Genomic DNA, 23,463 nt, shown 5'->3' with positions numbered 1-23,463 from the left:
AATATAAATATAAGTGAGTTAATCAAGTGATTTATTGGGGGAAAGGTAATTATTAAGCGTAAATTCATCACTATATTCCTATAGGCAGAATTTAAAGTGGCTAGGCAGGCTAGGTGATATATCCTAATTGAAAATGATTAAGAATAATCAAATTGTGACGATATCATTAAAATGGTAAGAAGTTGTTATATAAATACTTTTAGGGATATCAGATGGCAAAGTTCACATTTAATCTTCTTTCAATTTTTGGGAAAAAAGAATTACCCGTTGCAGAACAATATTTACAAGAAGCGCTCTTGCCTTTGTCAGTACTAGATGAAGCATTGCCTAAAACTGTTTTAGAGTATGTGTTAGATGGAAAATCGCCAGAAGTATTGGTTCAATTAAGCCAATTGGATAACGAAAAAGCCGTTATTTTACTCGATAAACCCGGTACCGTAGATTGGTGGTGGGGGGGAAATGGTTTTAACTCGAGTCAATATAATAAATTAATTCGCCAAGGGGCAAACGCAAGGCATAAGTTATATTCAAAAGTGGGGGATGGGGTTACTTCGTCTCAAATCGCCCGTTTTGCAAAAGTTTTAGCTGCGGCATGTCAAGATATTAATATTAAAGTATTAACGCCTGAATTACCGTCATGGGTGAGCTATTTAATGGGCGATGCCTTTGCAACAACCTATGATAATTCGCGGGATACCAAATTAGAGCATCGAAAACATTGGCATTTTGACCTACTAACGGAAATTATCGAACAAGAGACCGATAAACCAGCTAATACCATTTTATATATCATTTTCGATCGCCATCATTTATCCGATTATCATTATGATAACTTAAATCGTTTTTTTGCGATCCCGGGTTTCAAGGCGTATTTAATCGCAGAGCAAACGTTTATTAAGCAAACGTTAGTCAATCACTTATCCGCGGCAGGGCAAATTCAATTAATCAATACGTTGAAGAAAGACGTTGACCTTTATACGCTTTTTGCTGACGTATTAGTTTCTTTCGCCACCAGCTCGTTAAAAACAGTGCGTGCAGCTGCGGAACCGACAATGGCAATTTTACCTGCACAATCGGTCACGCAACATTTAACCCAAATTTTAACAGAAGGGACGCCTAAACAGCGCACTCAAGCTGCAGATTTATTTGCCCGTATAGGCGAACATCGAGAGATATTAGAAGCTGCATTAACAACAGAAACGAATAAAACCGTCCTGAAAAGTATTGAAAGTGCGATTTCGAGATTTTCAGTGATGGATACCGCTAGCCAGGTTGAAGAAGCTGAGTTACCTGAATTCGTTGAATTAGAAGACACGCCACTGCCTGAAAGTGCAAAAACTATTTTAGTTGATAATTTCAATGAAATGCTGCAAAAAGCAAAAGAAAATGCAGAAAATGAAATGGAAGAAAATAGAAAGCAGACGCACAGCTACAACTGGGCGCAGCGTCATTACAAAGAATTCAAAAAGCTCAACGCACAAGCGTGTTGCAAGGTGATTGATAAACTGAATTCAGGTAAAGAAATTATTACTGACCATGAATATAGTGTGGTGAAATTTAAAGAACGTATTACTAACTTACCTGAATTTACGTTATTCCATGCATTACGTCTGATCAGCCATAACCGCACAAATGAAGAGCATCTATCCCATTACCATCTTACTCGGGAAGTTCCACCAAGAATTCTTGGGCAAATTGAATTGCGCCAATTAGAAAAAACGTTAACACAATGCCATTTTAAAAATGCAACACGGTTGATTGCAGACCTTTGCTTACGCTCATATGCCAATGGGTTAGCCATTTTTAACCAGCCAGCACAAGTTTGGCCGTTTTTTATTCAACACCCAGATTTTATTGCAGAAGCATTGGGTTTAATTCCTCAACAAGAAAAGCAACGCCATTACCAAGAATATGATGCGGCGAGTGCAATTGATGTACTTGCCATGCTACCGACCATTCCCGCGCGATTTATTCCGCGTATTATGGAGTTGGCCCTTGGGGAAAATAAAACCCATCGTCTGAGTGCGCAGAAACTACTAGAGACATTACCGAATATTCACCTTAATGCGGCGGAAGGGTTAGACTCGGGCAAACAAGAAATTCGTGTTACCGCAATTGAATGGCTGGCACGCTTGAAAAGCCCTGATTCATTGAAACCACTTTATGCTTTGTTAAAGAAAGAAAAACGCGAAGTGGTCCGGGCTGCCTTATTAACCGCTCTGGAACAATTTGGGGAAGATATTTCCGGTTACCTTGCGCCTAAAGTGTTATTAACAGAAGCGCAAAAAGGGCTAAAAGCGAAAGCCCCTACCAGTATGGCGTGGTTTAACTTAGATACGTTGCCCGTATTGACGTGGCAAAATAATAAACCCGTCGAAGCTGATATTATTCGCTGGTGGGTGATCTTGGCGGTTAAGTTAAAAATGCCTGCGGGTAATGGGTTATTGCAACGTTATATTGGTTTACTTTCAGTCGATAGCCAAAAGAAACTTGGCAGTTTTATTTTAAATAGTTTTATCGGTCAGGACATTGCTGGGCCATCATTAGAAGCGGCAATGGCGGAAGCCGAACGCGATGCGCCAGCACGTTTAGCGAATTATCAAGATTGGGTGAAACGTTGGCCTGAATATTATAGCCAATATGAAAACTATACATTAGAGCAGACGTTTAATGAGATAAAAAATGAAGTTCTGCGCCGTTATTTAGGTTCCGCTATTAGTGATAAAGGAATGTTAGCACTGATTTGTGGTATTGAAGGGCACCTTGCCGTGACTACACTGCGTAATTATATGCGTGATCACTACCAACGGCGTGCACAAATTGAAGCCATGATTGATGCGGTGGCGACAAGCAATGACCCGCTTATCATTCAATTATTATTGTCGCTTTCTCGCCGTTATCGTACCGCATCAGTTCAAGAAAAAGCGCGTAACCTGGTTGCTCAGATTGCCGAGCGTAATGGTTGGAGCGCCGATGAGCTTGCGGATAGAACTATCCCGACAGCGGGAATGGATGAAACCGGTATTTTGGCACTTGAATACGGTGACCGCACGTTCACGGCGAAACTGGATGCACAGCAAAAATTAGTTTTGTTTAATCCAGAAGGTAAAGAAATCAAAGCATTACCTGCTGCACGCAAAACAGACAATGAAGAGCTGGCTAAAGAATCTAAAAAGTTATTCACTGCGAGTAAAAAAGAGCTCAAACAAGTGATTGAACTACAAACCGCACGTTTGTATGAAGCGATGTGTGCAGAGCGCCTTTGGACAACCGCAGATTGGCAGGAATATATTCAAGCACACCCGGTGATGCGTGGTCTTATTGAAAAATTAGTCTGGATAGAAACCAAAGACAACAATACCCTGAATGTATTTCGTCCATCGGACGATGGCAGTTTATTAAATTTGGATGATGATGAAGTGACGTTATCCTCTGATTCTTATATCAAATTAGCCCATGCGGCATTGGTCAGTGAAGATGAACGTAAAGCGTGGATAGCACACTTTAAAGATTACAAAGTGAAATTTTTATTTTCACAAATGGAGCATAAAATCCCTGATTTAGATCTGAAATTAACCGAAATTGAAGACCGCAAAGGGTGGTTAACCGACACCTACACCTTGCGTGGCGTCTTGACGAAAATGGGTTACCAACGCGGGCAGGCGGAAGACGGTGGGAGTTTCACCCATTACGCAAAACATTTCACCAGCTTAGGGTTTTATGTCTATATCGAATTTAGTGGCAGTTATGTACCTGAAGAAAATATCCCAGCTGTCTTATATTCATTAAGCTTTGAAAAATCACAACAAAGCTCATGGAACCGCAGCTATATCGAGTTAAAAGATATCCCACCTATTTTGTTAGCTGAAAGCTATGCGGATTATTTAAAAGTTGCGGATGCGTGTGCAGGTTTTGATCCTGAGTGGGAAAAGAAAACACCTTGGTAAGCGGGATTAACGTAGGATTTTAGAATGACTGACAATAAAAAAACAGAAGGGAATGTTCTGCGTGAAAGCGCAGAAATTCGTTTTGCTGACGAATTGGCCCGTTTAACCGAAGCGGATAAACAGAACCCAAAACCGCAAGGGTGGTTGCGATCGCCTCGTGCGGTTAGGCAATTTATCTTAGGTGATGGAACACTCAATATTTCTGCGAAATTTTTCGGTGATGATGCTTTAGTTGACCGCGCAATTGTGACGTTATTAGGCAAACAAGGACTAATGTTAGTGGGGGAACCCGGAACAGCGAAATCTATGTTATCGGAGTTATTAGCTGCTGCAATTAGTGGTGACTCAGGTTTAACCATTCAAGGAACCGCAGGTACAACTGAAGATCATATTAAATATTCATGGAACTATGCTTTGTTATTAGCAGAAGGCCCGACGGAAAAGGCTCTGGTGAGTTCACCGTTATATCAAGGCATGCAAGAAGGTAAAATCGTTCGTTTTGAAGAGATAACCCGCTGCCCACCTGAAATTCAAGATGTGCTGGTCAGTTTAATGTCAGAAAAACAAATGATGATCCCAGAAATGAAAGACAATGCACGGATCAGCGCGAAGCAAGGTTTTAATTTGATTGGTACAGCAAACTTACGTGATCGTGGTGTTCATGAAATGTCATCAGCGTTAAAACGTCGCTTTAATTTTGAAACAGTACGGCCAATCCAAGATCCCGCCTTTGAAATTGAGCTGATTAATAAGCAATTAGCCACAGAGTTAGCCGACCTCAACGGCCAAGTGACTATCCCTAGCAACGTTATTGAACTGTTAGTCACCACCTTTCAAGAACTGCGTTCAGGAAATACCAAAGATGGGGGCAACATTAAAACCCCAGATGCGGTGATGTCGACAGCTGAAGCCGTGAATATTGCTTACGCATGTGCGCTTGAAGCCCATTACTTAGGCGATGGCACTTTAAACGCAGGCGCAGTTGCACGCCAGCTTATTGGTGTGGTGTTAAAAGATAATGCAGATGATATCAAACGGATGCGCTATTACATTGATAATGTCGCGAGAGAAAGGGCAAAACACAGCCAAGAGTGGAAAGCCTTTTTTGATGCATCAAGGGCGTTTTGGCAATAAATTTTTTATCGCAATAGCAGAGCCGCGAAGGCTCTGCGAATTCATCTTCATGAAAATTAAATCAGCAAAGGCCATTTAAGGCGAATAACCCCTAGGGAAACAGCGGTGAGCTTGCTATCGATACCTTTACCAGAACGCATTGAAAAAGCATTACAAGATAGGCGACAACTTGAGTCAGTGGGTATTTATTTCGCGCCAATTCGCCATCATAGTCCTGCGTGTGCATACAGCACACTCTCTTTGATTGAGCACATCAAACCCGACTACGTTTTAATTGAAGGGCCTGATAGTTTTAATGGGCTACTGACAAGTTTGCTACATCATGATGCCGAGCCACCTGTCGCGATTATGGCGCAAACAGAGTTAAAACGCACACAAGAGGATGACAAAAGTGACGCTGTCACTCGCTCTGCCTATTTTCCTTTTTGTGACTATTCCCCTGAATGGCAAGCTTTACAAATAGGCCAGCAATGCCAAGCTCAATTACGTTTTATTGATTTACCTTGGACAGCACAAGTCAATGAAGACGAAGCCAATGACCTGCAATCTCAAAGCTTGCAGAAAGAGCGCTACTTAGCACATAGCTTGTTTATTAGTCAGCTTGCGAAAAAAAGTGGTTGCCGTGACCATGATGAATTATGGGAACAGATTTTTGAATTACGAGCGATTGAACAGCTCGCAGATTGGCCAGCCTTTTTTATGGATAGCTTTATTTGGTGTGCATTGGCTCGACTTGATTATGAACCCCAAGTTCTTGAGTCAGAAGGTTCCATACAGCGCGAACAATATATGCAATCGCATATCCAAACCATCAAATCTCAATATCCAGAAGCTAAAATTGTGGTGGTAACGGGGGGCTTTCATACCCTTGCGTTACTTGAAGGGTTGGAAGAGGCGCGCAAACAGCAGTTTAAGCTTTCTGCGGCACAACAAAAAGCATTTATTCAACAACAAAAACTGGGGGAACAAGACAAAGCTTGGTTCATTCGCTATAGCTATGACAAACTCGATGCATTGAATGGCTATGCATCAGGGATGCCATCCCCCGCATTTTACCAGCAATCGTGGTTATCATTATTAGAGCAACGCCAAGCCCAGATGGCAGGCGACAATCAACCTACGCAAGCTTATCGAAATCGTTTAGGTGTTGCCTATCTGTCTAAAGTTGCGCATGTCTTACGTGAAAAACAATTTGAAGCCGCTCCTGGCTTTCTATCGGTTAAACTGGCCGCAGAGCAAAGCATTCGCCTTGCTGCCTTTCGTGGGCATGCAGGTCCAGGGCGCTATGACTTGTTAGATGGGTTACAAAGTGTTTTTATCAAAGGTAGCTTAGATGAAAGCCAGATTGAACTTTGGCAGGAGATAAAAACCTGCTTTTCGGGTTTTTTGCTCGGGAAAATCCCCAAAGGGACAGCAACGCCTCCGCTGGTCACTGAAACTTATGAAATCGCAAAAAGTTTTCGTTTCAAACTTGATGATACCTTAAGTAGGGTGAGTCGCTTAGATGTCTATCGTAATCAACAACATCGTGCGCGTAGCCGATTCCTGCATTTATTAGCATTTCTCGATATCCATTTTGCGAAACATCTGTCTGGGCCAAATTTTTTGTCGGGCAACCAAATGGATTTATTGTTTGAAGAGTGGCAATACGCGTGGACGCCCAATGTTGAAGGGGAATTGATTGCCTTATCAGAACAAGGAACACAACTCAAAGCGATTGCCCTAAATCGTTTGTTTGAAATGGAGAAAAACCTAGAACAGCAAGGTGTTAGTCGTTCAAGCCAAAGTGCGGTCGGGTTACTCATGCAAGCTGCATTGATTGGCTTGCATCAACGGATGCCGGCATTATTTTCCTTGTTAGATGGTTATATTCAACAGGATACAAAGTTTGCGTCATTGATCGCGTGTGGTCATAAACTTGTTCATCTGTGGCGGGGTCGCCAATTCTTTGATATTGGCGATGGTTTTGCTATCGAAGCACGATTAGATGCACTGTTGCAACAAGCATTTTATTGCTTTGCACAAATTACGCAGGGGGATGAACAGCAGCAAGAACCCCATTTTTCAGCTTTGCTCTCTTGCCGTGAATTAATCACTTTCATGCCTGAAATCAATAAAAATCATGATTATACCAATGATTTTTATCAGGAATTAGACCGTTGTGAAGGTCAGTTAAATCATATGCCGCTTTTAAAAGGCGCGGTGGATGCATTGCGCTATCTCGGGGCAAAAATAGATGAATCCGTCCTGACAGAAGAAATTAATCGGGCGTTTAGCACGGGTAGTGATCCTGAAATGGCCATTGGCTATTTTATTGGTGTTATGCGAACGGCGCCAGAGTTGGTTCTACGAATACCATTACTTATTGATATGTTAAATCAGCTGCTTAATGGATGGGATGAGGGGCGTTTTATTCAAGTGTTGCCCGATTTACGGTTTGCATTTAGCCAATTAACACCTAAACAAAATGCACAAATGGCACAATATGTGGCACAAGACTTAGCGATTGAGGCAAAAGAACTCACATTGCACCAAACCGAATTTAATGAGCAACAAATGATGCAAGCTATTCAACTCGAACAACAATTACAAAGCCAGCTCATTGAATTAGGGTTGCACAATTGGTTTTCTAGCACTCAGGAAGGTAAATAATGAGTCAAAAAAATGTCACATTAACCTCTGAACAACTTCTACTGGCTAAGCGCTGGCGTTTAATACTCGGGCAATATGCCGATAACGCACTGGGCCAAGCCACCTTCAGTGCTGAAGAGTTGAAAATAGAACGTTCTTTGGATTTTTTATATCGACGAGAATACCAACGCCGAGGCTTAAAGCAAGAAGCTGGGCGCCATGGTTCTTTAGATGCATCTCAATTAACTGCGGTTAATTGGTTAAACCAAGCCCGTAAATTGTTTCCTAATAGTACCTTTGAGCGGATGCAATCTCAGGCTTTAGAACGCTATGAGATCAGTAGTTTGTTAAAAGACCCACAAGCGCTCAATGCCATGGAACCAACAAAGTCCCTCGCAAAAGCGTTGTTAAGCCTGCGCGGGAAGATGAATGAAGAAACCCGTGATGCCGTTAAAAATATCATTCGCAAAGTTGTGGATGATATTCTAAGTCAAATGCGTAACCAATTTCGCCACGCACTAACAGGGCGACGTAACCGTTTTCAGCGTTCCCTGATCCCAAATAGCCGTAATTTTGATTGGCGAGGAACGATTGCCGCTAATTTGAAAAATTACGATAAGCAAAATCAACGGTTAGTGATAAAAACGCCTCATTTCAACTCTCGTCAGCAACAACATTTACCCTGGGATGTGATCCTGTGTGTAGACCAAAGTGGCTCGATGGCGAGTTCTATTATGTATGCGGCCGTGTGCGCGAGTATCTTAGCGGCATTACCGACTGTACGCGTATCTTTGGTCGTTTTTGATACTCAAGTTGTTGATTTAAGCCACCTTGCACACGACCCTGTTGAAGTGTTAATGACCGTGCAATTGGGTGGCGGAACGGATATCGCTAAAGCGATGCAATATTGTGAAAGTTTGATACGTAATCCAAAACGCACGGTGATTAGCTTAATCAGTGATTTTGAAGAGGGTGGCGCGCTGAATCATTTACTCAATTGCACACAACGTTTGCATAGCCAACAAGTTAAATTATTAGGTTTAGCAGCGCTAGATGATGAAGCACTCCCTGTTTATGATCCTGAAATTGCCCAAAAACTCGCCGATAGAGGGATGCATGTTGCTGCATTAACCCCGGAACATTTTGCCCAATGGTTAGCAGAGGTCATGCAATGAGTTGGAAAAACAGTTATTTACAGTATGACGACGATGCTTTAACTGTATTTGCGAATGTGGGGTTACTTAGACGTGCCCGCAAAGATGTTGAAAACCAAAAGGTTATTCCAACAGACTTAGGAGCTGGCACATTCACGAGTGATGGGCAGAGCGTTTCTTTAGATGCGCAAGGGATCCAAAAGGCCACTTGTGATTGCCCTGCAACAGGGTGTTGTAAACACATTTTGGCAGCAGTTTTGTGGGTGCAGTCGAATACAATCGAAGAAAGTGATCCCGAAGAGTCGATTGCCAGTGAAAGTGACACAGTACTAAGCGAATTATTGGCACTGCAACCAGAGAGCCTAATCACACAAGCCACTAAGCCTGAACTTCGTTTAGCGTTGAAATTTGTCGCACAATGGCAAGACAACGAACTGGTTTATGACGCGCAATCCAACCAGTTAAAAATAAGTCTGCCAGAATATGATGAGCCCATTATTTATATGCGTAATAGTGGCTTGCAGGGCATGATTTCATCTCTACCCGAAAAACAAAAAAAGGCGATTCACCTCGCGATTATTGCAAAACTGAAGCTTCAGCATGGCCAAGATTGGCATTGGCCAGAAGAACTCACCGCAGGTCAAGTTCAGCAACAGGGACTTAGCCAAGACGATAAAGTGGTGATGGGTTCCATCGAACAATTTATTCAGGATATGTTACGGCAAGGGCTGTCACATATTAGCCAAAGCAGTGCTAGCCAGTTGCAATTACTGAATATGTCAGCGCGTGCGGAAGGGTTGCCTCGCTTAGCTAAGGATATGAAACGCCTTAGCCAGCAAGTTAAACGCTTAGCTGATAAGCATTTTACGATGGATGAAGGGCAAGTTTTGCGGTTAATTGCAGAAATATCAGCTTATTTGTACCAATTATCAGTGGCAAATGAACATCAGCTGATTGAGCTCAAAGGGTTACAAAGACGGCAGTATAGCGATCAATCCATAGAATTTGATTTATTGCCTATTGATGCAAACTGGTGGAAAACCGAGAGTGGTGCGATTGGGGCTACATTGAGTTTCTGGGATCGACAAAATAAAAAAATCATTCAATGCACACAGGGGCGTGGAAATAGCCTTGACCCAACGTTTAATCGACAAAATGTTTGGCAAACATTGTCGTTATGGAAACATACTGCAGAACATTTGATGAAAACCCCCTTTAGATTGCATTCACCAAGGTTATCTGAAGAGGGTGAGTTATCAGCTAGTGGCGAAAGCTACGCCGTTAGCGGCAAAGAAAAAGGGTTAACAGCCGATGATTACCTTAATATTAAAGCTGAATTCGGTTATACCGATTGGCAGTTAGTGGCTAACGAGTTACCCACACTCACACAGGACAATCGGTTTTCTCCTGTTTTATTGCATATTACTAATTATGAGCCGCTCTATTGGGATGAAACAGAACAATGTGTCTTGTGGACGGTGACTGACGCACAACAAAATCGGGCATTTTTACGGTTAAACTGGCAAGGGAGTGATGACCATAAAATTGAAGAGTTGCGGTTTATGACGAAACAGCAATGGCCAATTTGTGCTGTGACGGTGCAGGTAAGTTATTCGCAAGAGGCGATCCAGTTGGTGCCCAAGACGCTATGGTTAAAAAAGGAACAGGGTATTGAGCTGTTCTACTTAGACTTTGAAAGTACACCACGTAAGAAACAACGTTCAGGCTTTTTTAATAAAATTATCGAATATATGGCGAAAAAGCAGCAAAAAAGCCAAGTTTTTGTGCCTGAATTAACGTTGGCGAGCCAACTTGTTCGGCCAATACTTTCAGTATTAGAAACGCAAGCGTGTACAGGAAGAGAGTGCTTATCCCAAACCCAACAAAATGAAATTGCGTATGTTATTAGAACGCTAGAGGATTTGGGGGCTCTTTGGTTGGCTAATCAATTCAAACCATTGATTGCTCCCGGTGCGATACACCCCCAATTACTTTTACAGTTAGTCTATTTATGTGACCGTTTTGAGAGGCTGCAAATGCCATTGCCTTTTCAATTTAATCAATAACATAAGAGGGAGTAAGAACACTCCCTCATTATGCATCAACAGCGTGTTATTTCTCATTAGACTCAAATGACGCTAAGAATGTCCGCAGTAACTGATCTAATGCTTGTTGCTCTTGTTGCGATAATTTAGCAACGAGGCGGGCTTGGTTTTGTGTATGTACTTCAATAAGTTGGTTGATTAATGTTAACCCTTCGGTTGTTAACGAAACCAAAAAACCGCGACCATCATCAGGATTGGCATGGCGGATGACTAAGCCGGCTTTTTCCAATTGGTCTATTCGGTTAGTCATGGTCCCCGATGTGACCATCAATGTCGATAGCATTTCCCCCGGGCTCAGCGTATAAGGGGATCCTGCTCGGCGCAATGTCGCAAGCACATCGAAGCTTGAGCGGTTAAGGCCAAATTGTGTAAAGACCTTTTCCATTTCACGAGTTAAGTGAAACGCGACGTTACCCAACCGACCAATTAACCCCATTGGGCTAATATCGAGGTCAGGGCGTTCTCTTTCCCACTGTTGAGTGATTTTATCTATTCTATCCATAGGCAAATAATGGCGCTTATTTATCTTGACGTCAAGGTAAAATCCACATATCTTGACGTCAAGATAAATTGAGAGAGTAAAAATATGAATCGTATAACGGTTTTAGGACTGACCGCATTAGCACCGATCGTGTGGGGGAGCACATACTTAGTGACAACAGAAATGTTACCCGCAGGGATACCATTAACATTGGCGGTGTTGCGCGCATTACCAGCAGGCTTGCTACTGATATTCATTTTACGAAAGCTTCCTGAAGGTATTTGGTGGTTACGTGTGGTGATATTAGGTGTTTTAAATTTTTCGTTATTTTGGTGGTTATTGTTTATTGCTGCATATCGCTTACCCGGTGGTGTGGCTGCAACGGTTGGTGCTGTACAGCCATTAATTGTTTTATTTTTAAGTCGTTGGTTGTTAAATAGCCATTTATCATCGGTATCCATTATGGCATCAATTGCAGGGGTCTTCGGGGTGGCGATATTACTCTTAACACCGAATGCCGCTTTAGATCCGCTAGGCATTATTGCGGGGTTAGCTGGTGCATTATCAATGGCTGCAGGAACCGTATTGAGTCGCCGGTGGCAGCCACCTGTCAGTGCATTAACCTTTACATCATGGCAATTAACCGCGGGTGGGCTAGTATTATTACCGTTTGCCATTATCTTTGAGCCAGCGTTACCAACATTGAATTCATTGAATTTAATTGGGTTAGGGTATCTAACACTTATTGGTGGGGCATTAACTTATGCCTTATGGTTCCGTGGACTTGCCATATTAGGCCCAAGTTCTGTTGCTTCGCTTGGTTTTTTAAGCCCCGTCAGTGCGGTGGTTCTAGGGTGGTTTTATCTCAACCAACAACTGAGTATCTTGCAATTCGTTGGCATGGTCGTCATTTTGCTCAGTGTGTGGGCGAGTCAGCGAGCGGAAACAAGAAAAGTGACTTTAGCTTATCAACGTTAAAGTCAACTCTATAGGCTGCTCATTACTGGTAAGTTGTTCATTGAATGTAATGAACAACTTTTTCCTGTGTTAATATCCATTAGAACATTCGCGCGGCCTATAAATGAGTGTCTAATATGTTATTTCCTGATGAAGATAATATCGTACAAATTGCACCAGAGGCTTTTTTACTCAAAGGTTTTTTACTGGGGCAAAGTGATGCATTATTGCAGCTATTAAGCAACGTTATTGCTGCTAACCCATTAAGGCATATGGCAACACCTAATGGTTATCAAATGTCGGCAGCAATGACTAACTGCGGTGAGTGGGGTTGGGTAAGCGATGAGAAGGGATATCGCTATAGCAAACGTGACCCTGTCACTAATGAACTATGGCAACCTATGCCTATTCCATTTGTTCAATTGGCTATTTCTGCCGCGAGCGCCGCTGGCTTTGACCATTTTATCCCAGATGCCTGTTTGATTAACCGCTATGCAGTTGGCGCTGCAATGTCATTGCACCAAGACAAAAACGAATCAGACTTCACTCAGCCAATTGTCTCTTTTTCTTTAGGATTACCAGTCATGTTTGATTTTGGTGGGGTAACGCGAGAAGCGCCAAAAGTTGCAGTTTATTTAGAACATGGGGATGTCTTGGTATGGGGCGGTCAGTCGCGGTTAAATTATCATGGAGTACGTCGTATTAAATCAGGTGTACACCCATTGTTAGGACCTTACCGCTACAACTTGACGTTTAGGCGTTCTCAACCCTAAATTCGTTTTTTACAGTATGCCAATTTATCCATTAAATTAACCATGAATGACTTAATATTTCATTTCAGTAGATTAAATAATATTAATCGTTAAATTTGGTATTTGTATAGAAAAATATCATTGAATAATAAATTGGATACACCTATAAATGATGATTATAAATTAATATAACTAGGTATTGGTAGGTAAGTAAATGTATAGCTTTTTAAATGATTATAATGAGATAGCTCACCCTGCAGTTATGCAGACTTTAAATGATTTATCAGGGAAACGTTTTAAAGGTTATGGCACTGATGAGGTTTGTAGCAGGGTCGCGGCTCAAATTAGATTAAGAATTGGCCAACCTAGTGCGGATGTTCATTTCTTTAATGGCGGTACAATTACTAACCTGACAACGATTTCCCATGTATTGCGACCTCACCAAGCGGTGATCACCGTGGAGAGTGGCCATATCGCAGTCCACGAAACGGGGGCAATTGAAGCGACAGGCCATAAAGTCATTACCATTGATTCCCCATCAGGTAAATTAACCCCCGCACATATTACTAAAGTGTTATCTGAGCATGGTGATGAACATACTGTCCAGCCTAAGCTTGTTTATATCAGTAATTCAACCGAAATTGGCACTGTTTACCGTAAACAAGAGCTAGTTGCGCTACGCGAGATTTGTGATGCCCATAACTTGTTATTATTTATGGATGGTGCTCGCTTGTCCTCTGCTTTAATGTCGAAATATAGTGATTTAACCATTGAAGATGTCGCGAAATTGACCGACATTTTTTATATCGGTGGAACGAAAATAGGCGCATTAACTGGGGAGATTTTAGTGATTGTAAACCCTGCGTTGCAATCAGATTTCCGTTTTAGTATTAAGCAAAAAGGAGGGCTACAAGCAAAAGGTTGGCTACTCGCGGCCCAGTTCGAACCACTGTTTAATGATGATTTGTATTTTAAATTGGGAAGTCATCTTAATGAGATGGCATCACAATTAGCTGCATTTTTTGCCGAAAAGGGATTCCAGTTTCTTGCGCCGGTAGAATCAAACCAAGTTTTTGTTATTTTCCCCAATGCATTGGCGAATAAATTATTAACGCACTACCAGTTAAGCTTAATTTGTCAGCCGACACCGGAAACCACCTGCATTCGCTTTTGTACCTCATGGTCAACAACTCAGCAAGATGTAGACAAATTAAAGCAGACTTTCCAAGCTTTACTTTAGGTAATTATCAGCCCAATAAATATTTCCGATATTTCGCCTATATTTATTGGGTTTTATTTATCATGATGGCGGCATATTGATGACGTTAATGAGCAATTTGCCATGCCTTGGACTTTTTCCCATCCTGCGGTTGTTTTTCCGATTAAACAAAGTCGATTTGGGCGCTTTTTAAGCTTGCCTGCATTAATTTTAGGTAGTTTGAGTCCCGATCTATTTTATTCAGTGATGTGGTACTCGGCAGCCACTACGGCTCATGATTTGATAGGCTGGTTATATACGGGCTTACCTTTGTGTTTGCTTATCACTATTTTTGTACAAAAAAGTGTTTTTTATCTCCACTATGCTGTGCCATTTCCCTTGAAAAACAGGAGTGTAGGTTCATTTCGACAATTTTGTATTGTCGTGCTTTCCTTTTATATCGGTGCGGCAAGCCATATTATCTGGGATGCTTTTACTCATCAGTCAGGGGCTTTTGTTCGGCACGCTGAGTTTTTGCAGCTTGTCGTATTTAACATGACGGATAGCCAAGAAATTGCTATTTATAAATTACTGCAACACCTTGGCTCTTTATTGGGAGCGTTGTACTTGTTGATAAAATACAGGCAATACTACCGCCGGCAATCTAAAGCTCAGCAGCAACAATATGCTAAAAAATTAATGGTGTTATTCATAATAGCCATTGTTTCAGCGTGCGTCTTATTGCCATTTACTTATAAATTAGCCATGACAGGGGCTGTTTTTAATTTCAATCGCTTTGTATATTTAGAACTGACACTGCTAGTGCCTGTTTTTTTTACAGCAAGTATATTGTTTGCACTGATAAAATATCAGCGCCAGCGAAAGGCAATGCAGAGTTAGCCTTTCGTGAGTAATAGCCCTGATAACAAGATATCGATGGCAGCGATACTTTTCTTTAATCGCTGTTGGCTATCACCTTGTGAAATCCAATAAGCTGCTTCAGCGAGCCCACCATTAATTAAAAAAGCCAATGCGTGGGTATCAATATCTTTAATGATGCCTTTTTGGGCGAGCTCATAGAGTAAACGTTCAATCTGTTCGGTACATTGCAAGTTTGATTTAGCTAAGAAATCGCCTAATACGGCTTTTGCGTCACGCAAAATAATTTGTTGATATTCGGGCTCTAATGCCATTTCTAAGTAAGCATGACAACGCTGACAAAAACTGTTCCATAGGTCTTCAGTATGGTGAGTAATACCTTGTAAACGCGCATTCATCTGTGAGTCGATTTGCTCAACAACGGCAGTAAATAAGCCTTGTTTGTCGCCAAAGTGGTGGTAAAGGGCACCACGTGTGAGATTGACACTTGCTGCAACTTCATCCATTGAAGTTTCTGCATAACCAAGCCGGCTAAAGTGCTCTCGCGCTGTAGTTAGCAAATTCGCACGTGTTTCTGCCATTTGCGCTTGTGTTCTTCTTGCCATAAAAACTCTCTTACATACAGGGCGTATAATTATTTACATTCAATGTGTATGATTATATCATGATTATACATACACAAAGTATGTATAATTAAATTTCATATTGGAGCTCATATGATAGGTCGCTATCAGCAGTTATTTCAGGCAAAAGAAAACCAACGCTTTATGATAGCAGGGTTACTGGCGCGTTTATCGTTACCGATGATGGGGATCGGGATCATCACCTTGTTAGCTCAACTAAAAGGGAGCTACACACTGGCAGGGCTTGTTTCTGCAACTTTTGTATTAACGTATGCGTTGTTATCGCCACAAATTTCCCGTTTAGTGGATAAATATGGCCAATTTCGCGTCTTGCCCGTGGTGACGGTCATCAGTGTGCTCGGTGTGTTTATTATTATCATAACAACGTGGTTATCGTTACCTGATATCGGTTTATTTATCGGGGCATTATTAACGGGCGCGATGCCCAGTATGTCAGCGATGGTCAGGGCAAGGTGGACGGCGCTGTATAAAAATCAACCCATATTACAAACGGCATATTCATTAGAAACTGTTTTTGATGATGCCACTTTTATCGTTGGCCCTCCGTTGTCTGTTGGGATCACCGTCGCTTTATTTCCTCAAGCAGGCTTGCTGGTGGCCGCAGTTTTATTAGCCGTGGGAATGGCTTTGTTTATTTCACAGCGCAGCACTGAACCTAAAGTCGTAGCATCTGATCATCTTGTAATGCCGAATAAATCAATTATTTCAATGGTTGGGTTACAGTTATTGATTGTATTGATGATTGCTTTAGGTGTGATTGTCGGGAGTGTGGATATTTTGAGTGTTACTTTGGCTCAATTACAACAGCAACCGGCGATGGCCAGTTTAGTGCTGTCGGCCTATGCAGTCGGTTCATGTGCAATGGGGATTGTTTTTGGGGGGTTAACCTTTAACACGCCTTTGCCTCGCTTACTATTCCTCAGCGGCTTAATGACGTTTATTTCTATTGTGCCGATGTGGTGGGTCGTCGGGGTTTATTCTCTATCTGTGGTGGTGTTCATTTCCGGGTTGTTCTTTGCCCCGACGATGATCATTGCAATGACATTAGTTGAGAAAATTGTTCCTCAAAATAAATTGACAGAAGGAATGACCTGGTTACTCGCAGGGCTAAATATCGGTGTTGCTATTGGCGCGATGTTAACGGGTAAAATGGTGGATACTTATGGCCCTTATGCAGGTTACGCCGTTGCTATCTCTGGGGGTATTTTCGTTTTAATTTCAACATGGCTGAGTTACTTACGTGATAAAACCCAACAAAAAATAGCCGTTGAATGCGAAAATGGTCATTAAAAACAACGAAAAAATAAACCATGAAGTGATAAAATCATCAAAAATAATTTAATGAGGTAACCTAATGCATTCTCCTGTCTTTCGTGCCGCCACACTTGATGATATCGACCGTTGTTATGCGATTGAAGTCGGATCCTATGAAGGGGATGAAGCCGCAACAAAAGAAAAGATAGCAACGCGGATCCAACAATATCCAGATGGTTTTTTATGTATGGAATTAGCTGGGGAAGTGATTGGCTTTATTAATGCGGGTTGTGCATGGGACGTTGTGATGTCCGATGAAGAATTTAAAGAGCTTATTGGACATGACCCACAAGCTCCAAATGTCGTTATTATGTCAGTGGTGGTACATCCCAAATACCAAGGTAAAGGGTATTCATCTTTACTGATGAAAGTATTTATCAATTCTATGAGAGAAATGAATAAAGAAACAATTCATCTAATGTGCAAAGAACGTCATATTGACCTGTATAAGCATTTTGGCTACCAATATGTGAAACCATCAGAATCCGACCATGGTGGAATGACGTGGCATGAAATGGTGATGAAACTGTAGAATCTATTTTCTTAAACCTGTGATTTTGTTATCTGGTATCATATTTCATTATATATAATCACTATTTGGGAAGTCATAATGATAATTTGGGTTGATGCGGATGCATGTCCAAAAGTAATTAAAGAAGTTTTATACCGTGCAGCAGATAGAGAAAAAGTGCAAATAACATTTGTTGCAAACCAGCGTTTAACGGTACCACCATCTCCTTTTTTAAAAACTTTGCAGGTGCCTGCGGGTTTTGATGTTGCGGATAATGAAATTGTATTGCGAGCTCAAAAAGATGACTTAGTGATCACAGCTGATATCCCTTTAGCCGCAGAGGTGATGGAAAAGGGCGCGAATGCATTAAATCCTCGAGGGGAACGTTATAGCGAAGCGACTATTCGTGAGCGTCTTAATATTCGTGACTTTATGGATACGATGAGAGCCAGTGGTATCCAAACGGGAGGGCCCGCAAGTTTAAACCAGAAAGACAGGCAGCAATTTGCCAATGAGTTAGATAAGTGGCTGTTACAACGTAAAAAAGCATTAGCGTCATCATAAGTCGGCACATTTTCTGATTTAAGCTCAGAAAATGTGCATAGCAAAACAGAATTACATCCTATACCGTGTCTATAATGGGTAACCTTAAATTTTTTGAAAAAAAATTATGGACCCATTACACAGCATTATCATCACACTTTTCTTATTTATACTGACCTTTTTTAATCCTGGGGCAAATTTGTTTATTGTGGTACAAACCACGTTGAGCTCAGGTAAAAAAGCCGGGTTAACTTGTGGTTATGGCGTGGTATTAGGCAATGCTATTTATTCAGGGCTCGGCTTATTTGGTCTAGTCACATTAATGGCGGAATTCGGCTCATTATTTTCAATCATTAAAATTCTTGGTGGGCTATATTTACTTTATTACGCAGTCAGTGTGTTCACTAATAAAACGCAACTTAATCTGTCCACCGAAAATACCATGGAACGTTTTCCTTCAGGTGTTTATTTTAGGCGGGGCTTGATTTCTGATTTATCAAATCCCCAAACCGTTTTATTTTTTATGAGTATTTTTTCAACGACTATTTCTCCATCAACACCATTATGGACTAAGTTAGTCATTTGGCTGGGAATTGTTATTGCATCATTAATTTGGCGAATTATTTTATGCCAAACATTTTCTTTAACTTCTGTCCGTAGAACTTATTCACGGGTTCATAAAGTTGTCGGTAAAGGCGTTGGGTTAATTTTAGGGGCATTGGCAACAAGGCTGATTTACCAAGGTGTCAGCGAACTGGTTATAAAAAAATCACCGCTCTAAATTAACTGACGATGAATCTATTGATAAATGAAAATAGCTTCAAACTCTATAAAATGAAGCTATTCATAGTCGTAACATGACGGATTATTGATGGGTTAGCCAAGATTCAACTTCTTGATAATTACCACGAAAGATAATGCGATTTTGTTTTTTGCTTAACTGATAGCGATACATGGGGTCGTAATACTCATTCAACAATGGGACTAACCACGAAAAATGTGTTCGGGTATCGCCGGTTGTTTTTTGGTCTGCTAAAGCAAGATCAAGTAAATGAGTCAATTCGATTGTACGTTGTGATCCTAAACGTTTACGAATAGCAGACAAACCATGGTGTAGGTAGTCGCTATATTCTTGCCAACCAAGTTCAAAACCAAAAGCGGCTAAAAAATCTTGAGTCATACGGTCAAAATATTCATATTTTAAACGCTCAAGACGCAGTTCAAAAGGGTCGTCAATAATAGCGATGGGCGCTTTTTCCATTTGTGTTCGTAGTTCAAGGGGCAGACTATTTGCCCCAATGGCACGTCCTTCGTCCTCCAGTACCCAGCGTTGGCAATGTTGAGCTTTTTTCAATAAGCTGACCGCTAAATAATTTTCAAACGTGGCCTGGGAATACTGCTGTTGTAATGTACGGCCAAACGAAGATCCCCGATGATGTGCAAGACCTTCTAAATCAATCCCATTCGCTAAGTGATGAACTAGGGTAGTTTTACCATTACCAGTACAGCCTCCCACTAAAATGATAGGGCGTTGCACCAATTCATTGACGGCATCAATTGCTGTTTGTCGTAATGTCTTATAACCACCGTTGATGAGTGGATATTCAATACCCACCTCTTTTAACCACGATTGCACGATATGTGAGCGCATTCCACCACGGGCACAGCAAATATAGCCGTGTGTATTTTGTTGGCAGGCCTCTTTCCACGCAGTGATCCGAGCCATTTTACTGCCACCACTGACAAGCTGGTGGCCTAATTCAACGGCTTTATCTGACCCTTGTTGTTTATAGCATGTACCGACAGCAGCCCGCTCATCATCATTCATTAAAGGCAGGTTAATAGCATTAGGCATTGACCCTTGCTGAAACTCGATAGGCGCTCTGACATCGATGAGAGGTGTGTCAGTGATTAAAATTTGGCGAATATTTTGTGAAGAAGAGGTTAATTCCATAATAACAGCGAGATTCTTTAAAGTTGCAATAGGATTACTATACTCTTAATCCTATTGCTTAGCATTAATGTTAGGTTTAAAACGATGGTTAGTATTTTACTGCTTAATGATGATATATTGCTGGTAGGTATTTTAATGTGAGTAAGGGGTAATACTATGAAGATGCTAACGATTCAAGAAATGACCGAAACTCAAAAAATCCAAGTGCGCACTAGGCTCGCACAAGAAAGGAAAAAGCTAGGCCGTGAATTAACGAATTCCGAGCAGAGCAAAGTAAGGAAACAAATCATTACCGAAATATCCCAAGAAGTTGAAAAACAAGCTAAAAAATTACGCTCAGAAAAGAAAAAAGACAAATTAGTTCCCAGCGATGCAAGTTACAGTTGGTCTGCTCAAAATCACAAAAGAGGGTATCGCTAATTTTTAATCAGAGTGTTCCGCTAGTGATTTGTATTAAGGAATTGTAATTTTATGCCATTCAAATCATTTAAAGACCTCAAAAATGAAAAAGATTGCGTTATTATTATTGTTATTCAGTAGCTTAACTGTCGCAAAATCCAATTATCATGGGAAACCCTCCCGTCATGATTCTGTTGTTGTGCATGTTTGCGCTTTATCTCCGTTTTCTAACTTCTATGCAGAAGCTGCAATGTCTGAACAAACTGCGCGACACAAAACCTCTCGGCGTTGTGAATTAGGACAAGGGCAAGGCAGTATTTTCTGTAAAGCTCAAGATGCAAAATGCAGTACCAGCAAATTATCGTTTGGTGATCAATATATTGAAGAAAGTCTGATTGTCTACGCTAAATCGTGGCAAAAGGGCGATTATATTGAAGTATTTGATGATATTCCGTATCTTTCCCGTCACCATTTCGCAGATAAAATAGCTTCTTATACTATCCCTGATGGCTGGATGGTACGCTTTTACGAAGGCGATAATTATACTGGCAAATACCATACCGAAATGGGTGGTTCGCACAATACATTGGGCTATAGCCAAAAAACCCGCTCAATTAAAATTATTAAACGGCAATAACGTCAAAGGCCAGAGTGTCTGGCCTTATTGCTCTCTTTTTTTATCGACAGCCTGATTGAAATTAACTTTTTTATTTTGATTGCGGATATGTTCTTTAATTTCTTTTTCTAAAAGTGGCAAATCACCCGTACAAATTTTATCCAGTAACACATGGTGTTCTTGGGTGATTTCTTCCATTGGTTTAGTGAATGTTGATATGCCAATAATAATAGTGAGCTGTTTTGCTACATTCTCCCATAACGACGTTAATGTTTTATTGCCGCTGAGTTCACACAATGTACGGTGAAAATGGACATCACTGAGGGAGAAAAGATAGTTATCTTCGAGTGTCGCTGCTTTGGTCATTTGGTTAATACATTCGGTTAGTTCATCAATGCATTGCTTATCTAAATGCTTTTTCTGAGAAATAAACCTTCTAATAGCATGTAATTCTAATAAGACCCGTACTTCGATAAGCTCATCAAGGCGTTCTTCCGAAACTGGCGCCATACGAATACCTTTAAAAGGCTCATTGATAACAATGCCTTGGCTTTCGAGAACGCGAAGAGCTTCCCTCACAGGAACACGACTTACGTTCATTTTTTCCGCAATTTCTTTCTCGACAATACGATCACCAGGCAAAATATAGCCACGTGTGGCGGCTTCAACTAACCTATCAACCACATCGTCAGTCAGTGTTCTTGCTTTAATAGGCTGCCAGTAATCATTTTTTGTCGTCCCACCTAAAAAAAGGTTTTTTTTACTATCAGTCATCGTAAATGCCTATAAAATTTTTATTAATCAAATAGTAATGATTTTAGTTATTCAAATTTTGTTCTAATAAAATTATCACATCATCAAATCATAGACCACAAAAAAACATAGAAATAACAGTCATACGTGATTTAGACCAAACTCGATGTAGATCACAATTAGAACAATTGAATATTGTATACAATCTTACAATCTAGTTTAATGCACCCAATTGATAAGCCGTTATTGAAAGAAAAGTGAAGGAAAAAATGATGGATAAACGATTGGAAGACATAAAAATTACTGAGATTGTTGCAGTTCCACTATTTGGAGAAAGCCCTAAGGGAGGCTGGTCAAATGAAATAAAACCAGAAGATCCTATTCATGCCATCATTGCAGTTCATACTGACGCAGGTATTACAGGCTATGGCAGTGTATTTACTGATGGCCGCTTAGTTGAGGCCGCTATCCCAGTGTTAGCTTCTTTATGTATTGGCGAAAGCGCGTTACAACCGGAGCGAGTATCTGAAAAGTTAAGGCAGAATACTTTTTGGATGGGGCGTGGAGGGACACTTACACACACAATTAGCGGGATCGACATTGCGCTGTGGGATATTTTAGGTAAAGCAACAGGGCTGCCCGTGAGTACGCTATTAGGTGGTAACTATAGGTCAAAAGTCCAACCTTATTGTTCGTTGCTGATGGAAAAACCAGATGTTATGCACAAGGTGATCCTAGAATATAAGTCATTAGGATTTAAAGCATTTAAAATTGGTTGGGGTCCTTTTGGACGCTGTAATGACCAACAATTAGACCGTGCAATTGTCGAGGCTGCAAGGGATGCCGCAGGGCAAGATTCCCAACTATTTGTTGATGCAGGCGCGAGCGATGCGTACTGGCCGAATGGCTTAAAATGGGCAATCCAAACCTCACATATGTTAGCAGAATATCAGGTGGGTTGGTTTGAAGAAGCTTTACGACCTGATGATATTGATGATTTCAAAGTACTACGTAAAGAAAGTCCTGTTGCTATTGCCGGTGGCGAAGTCTTAACTCGCCGTCAAGCTTTCTTACCTTGGTTGTCGCAAGGAGCATTTGATATTGTTCAGCCGGATGTGACTAAGGTAGGCGGAATTTCTGAACAACGCAGAATCGCGTGGCTAGCGGATGAGTTTGGTGTGAAATATGTCGGCCATGGCTGGAATACCGCGATGGGGCTTGCTGCTGATTTACAAATGGCGGCTGCTTTCCCTCAAGTGGATTATGTCGAGTTTATTGGTGGTAGCCAATATATTGATGGCATTGTTAAAACACCTTTCAAAGTTGACGAACAAGGGTACCTCACAATACCTAATACACCAGGTCTAGGTATTGAGTTGGATATCGAGAAGCTCGCTAAATTCACGATAAACCCTGAACGTTTATTTAAGTAACTAAAGTGATTAGCCGGAGAGAAACCGCTCTCTGGCCTCCATTTATATAAAAGGTCTG

General features: G+C 41.2%; 20 protein-coding genes. 16 read left to right on the top strand and 4 right to left on the bottom strand.

Translation table 11 applies throughout. The features are described from left to right. Window positions 1-212 precede the first annotated feature (212 nt). The 5 genes from PSF42_RS06655 to PSF42_RS06635 all read left to right on the top strand — a co-directional run bounded on the left by PSF42_RS06655 (window position 213) and on the right by PSF42_RS06635 (window position 10,932). Window positions 213-3,947 (top strand): DUF4132 domain-containing protein, encoded by a 3,735-nt coding sequence (locus tag PSF42_RS06655; RefSeq protein WP_272679679.1) that lies wholly within the window; start codon window positions 213-215, stop codon window positions 3,945-3,947. Window positions 3,948-3,971: 24 nt separating this feature from the next. Beyond that, window positions 3,972-5,081 (top strand): ATP-binding protein, encoded by a 1,110-nt coding sequence (locus PSF42_RS06650; protein WP_272679678.1) that lies wholly within the window; start codon window positions 3,972-3,974, stop codon window positions 5,079-5,081. Between the two features lie 105 nt (window positions 5,082-5,186). Next, window positions 5,187-7,733, top strand: a complete 2,547-nt coding sequence (locus PSF42_RS06645; protein WP_272679677.1) for a DUF5682 family protein — start codon at window positions 5,187-5,189, stop codon at window positions 7,731-7,733. After that, window positions 7,733-8,887, top strand: coding sequence for a VWA domain-containing protein (locus PSF42_RS06640; protein WP_272679676.1), 1,155 nt, complete (start codon window positions 7,733-7,735; stop codon window positions 8,885-8,887). The genes PSF42_RS06645 and PSF42_RS06640 overlap by 1 nt, the downstream gene beginning before the upstream one ends. Next, complete coding sequence (locus tag PSF42_RS06635) at window positions 8,884-10,932, top strand: SWIM zinc finger family protein (protein WP_272679675.1); 2,049 nt, start codon at window positions 8,884-8,886, stop codon at window positions 10,930-10,932. Before PSF42_RS06640 ends, PSF42_RS06635 begins: the two co-directional genes overlap by 4 nt. Window positions 10,933-10,978: 46 nt before the next feature. On the opposite strand, the gene PSF42_RS06630 is transcribed toward PSF42_RS06635, so the two are convergent. After that, the gene (locus tag PSF42_RS06630) at window positions 10,979-11,473 is read right to left on the bottom strand and encodes a MarR family winged helix-turn-helix transcriptional regulator (protein WP_272679674.1); all 495 of its coding nucleotides are present in this window, start codon (window positions 11,471-11,473) and stop codon (window positions 10,979-10,981) included. An 84-nt stretch (window positions 11,474-11,557) separates the two neighbouring features. Here PSF42_RS06630 and PSF42_RS06625 point away from each other — a divergent pair, with 84 nt between their 5' ends. The 4 genes from PSF42_RS06625 to PSF42_RS06610 all read left to right on the top strand — a co-directional run bounded on the left by PSF42_RS06625 (window position 11,558) and on the right by PSF42_RS06610 (window position 15,259). Beyond that, on the top strand, window positions 11,558-12,430 hold the full coding sequence (locus PSF42_RS06625; protein WP_272679673.1) for an EamA family transporter: 873 nt from the start codon (window positions 11,558-11,560) through the stop codon (window positions 12,428-12,430). Window positions 12,431-12,546: 116 nt separating this feature from the next. Further along, entirely contained in the window at window positions 12,547-13,182 is a 636-nt protein-coding gene (gene alkB, locus PSF42_RS06620) for a DNA oxidative demethylase AlkB (RefSeq protein ID WP_272679672.1), read from the top strand. A gap of 193 nt (window positions 13,183-13,375) precedes the next feature. Further along, entirely contained in the window at window positions 13,376-14,401 is a 1,026-nt protein-coding gene (locus tag PSF42_RS06615) for a threonine aldolase family protein (protein WP_272679671.1), read from the top strand. A 102-nt stretch (window positions 14,402-14,503) separates the two neighbouring features. Beyond that, window positions 14,504-15,259 carry a DUF4184 family protein gene (locus PSF42_RS06610; RefSeq protein ID WP_272679670.1) on the top strand — a complete coding sequence of 252 codons (756 nt, stop codon included), beginning with the start codon at window positions 14,504-14,506 and terminating at the stop codon, window positions 15,257-15,259. Here the strand turns inward: PSF42_RS06610 and PSF42_RS06605 are convergent. After that, on the bottom strand, window positions 15,256-15,843 hold the full coding sequence (locus tag PSF42_RS06605) for a TetR/AcrR family transcriptional regulator (RefSeq protein ID WP_272679669.1): 588 nt from the start codon (window positions 15,841-15,843) through the stop codon (window positions 15,256-15,258). The genes PSF42_RS06610 and PSF42_RS06605 overlap by 4 nt on opposite strands. A gap of 111 nt (window positions 15,844-15,954) precedes the next feature. Between PSF42_RS06605 and PSF42_RS06600 the strand changes: the two genes are divergently transcribed. The 4 genes from PSF42_RS06600 to PSF42_RS06585 all read left to right on the top strand — a co-directional run bounded on the left by PSF42_RS06600 (window position 15,955) and on the right by PSF42_RS06585 (window position 19,031). Further along, window positions 15,955-17,172, top strand: a complete 1,218-nt coding sequence (locus PSF42_RS06600) for an MFS transporter (protein WP_272679668.1) — start codon at window positions 15,955-15,957, stop codon at window positions 17,170-17,172. A 64-nt stretch (window positions 17,173-17,236) separates the two neighbouring features. Beyond that, complete coding sequence (locus PSF42_RS06595; RefSeq protein ID WP_272679667.1) at window positions 17,237-17,728, top strand: GNAT family N-acetyltransferase; 492 nt, start codon at window positions 17,237-17,239, stop codon at window positions 17,726-17,728. Between the two features lie 78 nt (window positions 17,729-17,806). Continuing rightward, complete coding sequence (locus tag PSF42_RS06590) at window positions 17,807-18,271, top strand: YaiI/YqxD family protein (protein ID WP_102138560.1); 465 nt, start codon at window positions 17,807-17,809, stop codon at window positions 18,269-18,271. 106 nt (window positions 18,272-18,377) lie between these two features. After that, on the top strand, window positions 18,378-19,031 hold the full coding sequence (locus tag PSF42_RS06585; RefSeq protein ID WP_272679666.1) for a LysE family transporter: 654 nt from the start codon (window positions 18,378-18,380) through the stop codon (window positions 19,029-19,031). 84 nt (window positions 19,032-19,115) lie between these two features. Here PSF42_RS06585 and mnmH read toward each other — a convergent pair whose 3' ends face one another. Further along, window positions 19,116-20,204 (bottom strand): tRNA 2-selenouridine(34) synthase MnmH, encoded by a 1,089-nt coding sequence (gene mnmH / locus PSF42_RS06580; RefSeq protein WP_272679665.1) that lies wholly within the window; start codon window positions 20,202-20,204, stop codon window positions 19,116-19,118. 156 nt (window positions 20,205-20,360) lie between these two features. On the opposite strand from mnmH, the gene PSF42_RS06575 reads away from it, so the two are divergent. After that, complete coding sequence (locus tag PSF42_RS06575; RefSeq protein WP_125894759.1) at window positions 20,361-20,624, top strand: DUF3811 domain-containing protein; 264 nt, start codon at window positions 20,361-20,363, stop codon at window positions 20,622-20,624. An 82-nt stretch (window positions 20,625-20,706) separates the two neighbouring features. Continuing rightward, window positions 20,707-21,240 (top strand): beta/gamma crystallin-related protein, encoded by a 534-nt coding sequence (locus PSF42_RS06570; RefSeq protein ID WP_125894761.1) that lies wholly within the window; start codon window positions 20,707-20,709, stop codon window positions 21,238-21,240. Window positions 21,241-21,264: 24 nt separating this feature from the next. On the opposite strand, the gene PSF42_RS06565 is transcribed toward PSF42_RS06570, so the two are convergent. Next, on the bottom strand, window positions 21,265-21,993 hold the full coding sequence (locus PSF42_RS06565; RefSeq protein WP_272679664.1) for a GntR family transcriptional regulator: 729 nt from the start codon (window positions 21,991-21,993) through the stop codon (window positions 21,265-21,267). 248 nt (window positions 21,994-22,241) lie between these two features. Here PSF42_RS06565 and PSF42_RS06560 point away from each other — a divergent pair, with 248 nt between their 5' ends. Beyond that, window positions 22,242-23,405, top strand: coding sequence for a mandelate racemase/muconate lactonizing enzyme family protein (locus PSF42_RS06560; protein ID WP_272679663.1), 1,164 nt, complete (start codon window positions 22,242-22,244; stop codon window positions 23,403-23,405). The last annotated feature ends 58 nt before the right edge of the window (window positions 23,406-23,463 follow it).

Origin of the sequence: Providencia sp. PROV032, assembly GCF_028484875.1 — a bacterium.
Lineage (GTDB): Bacteria > Pseudomonadota > Gammaproteobacteria > Enterobacterales > Enterobacteriaceae > Providencia > Providencia rettgeri_E.
This window is presented reverse-complemented; position numbering and strand designations above follow the sequence as displayed.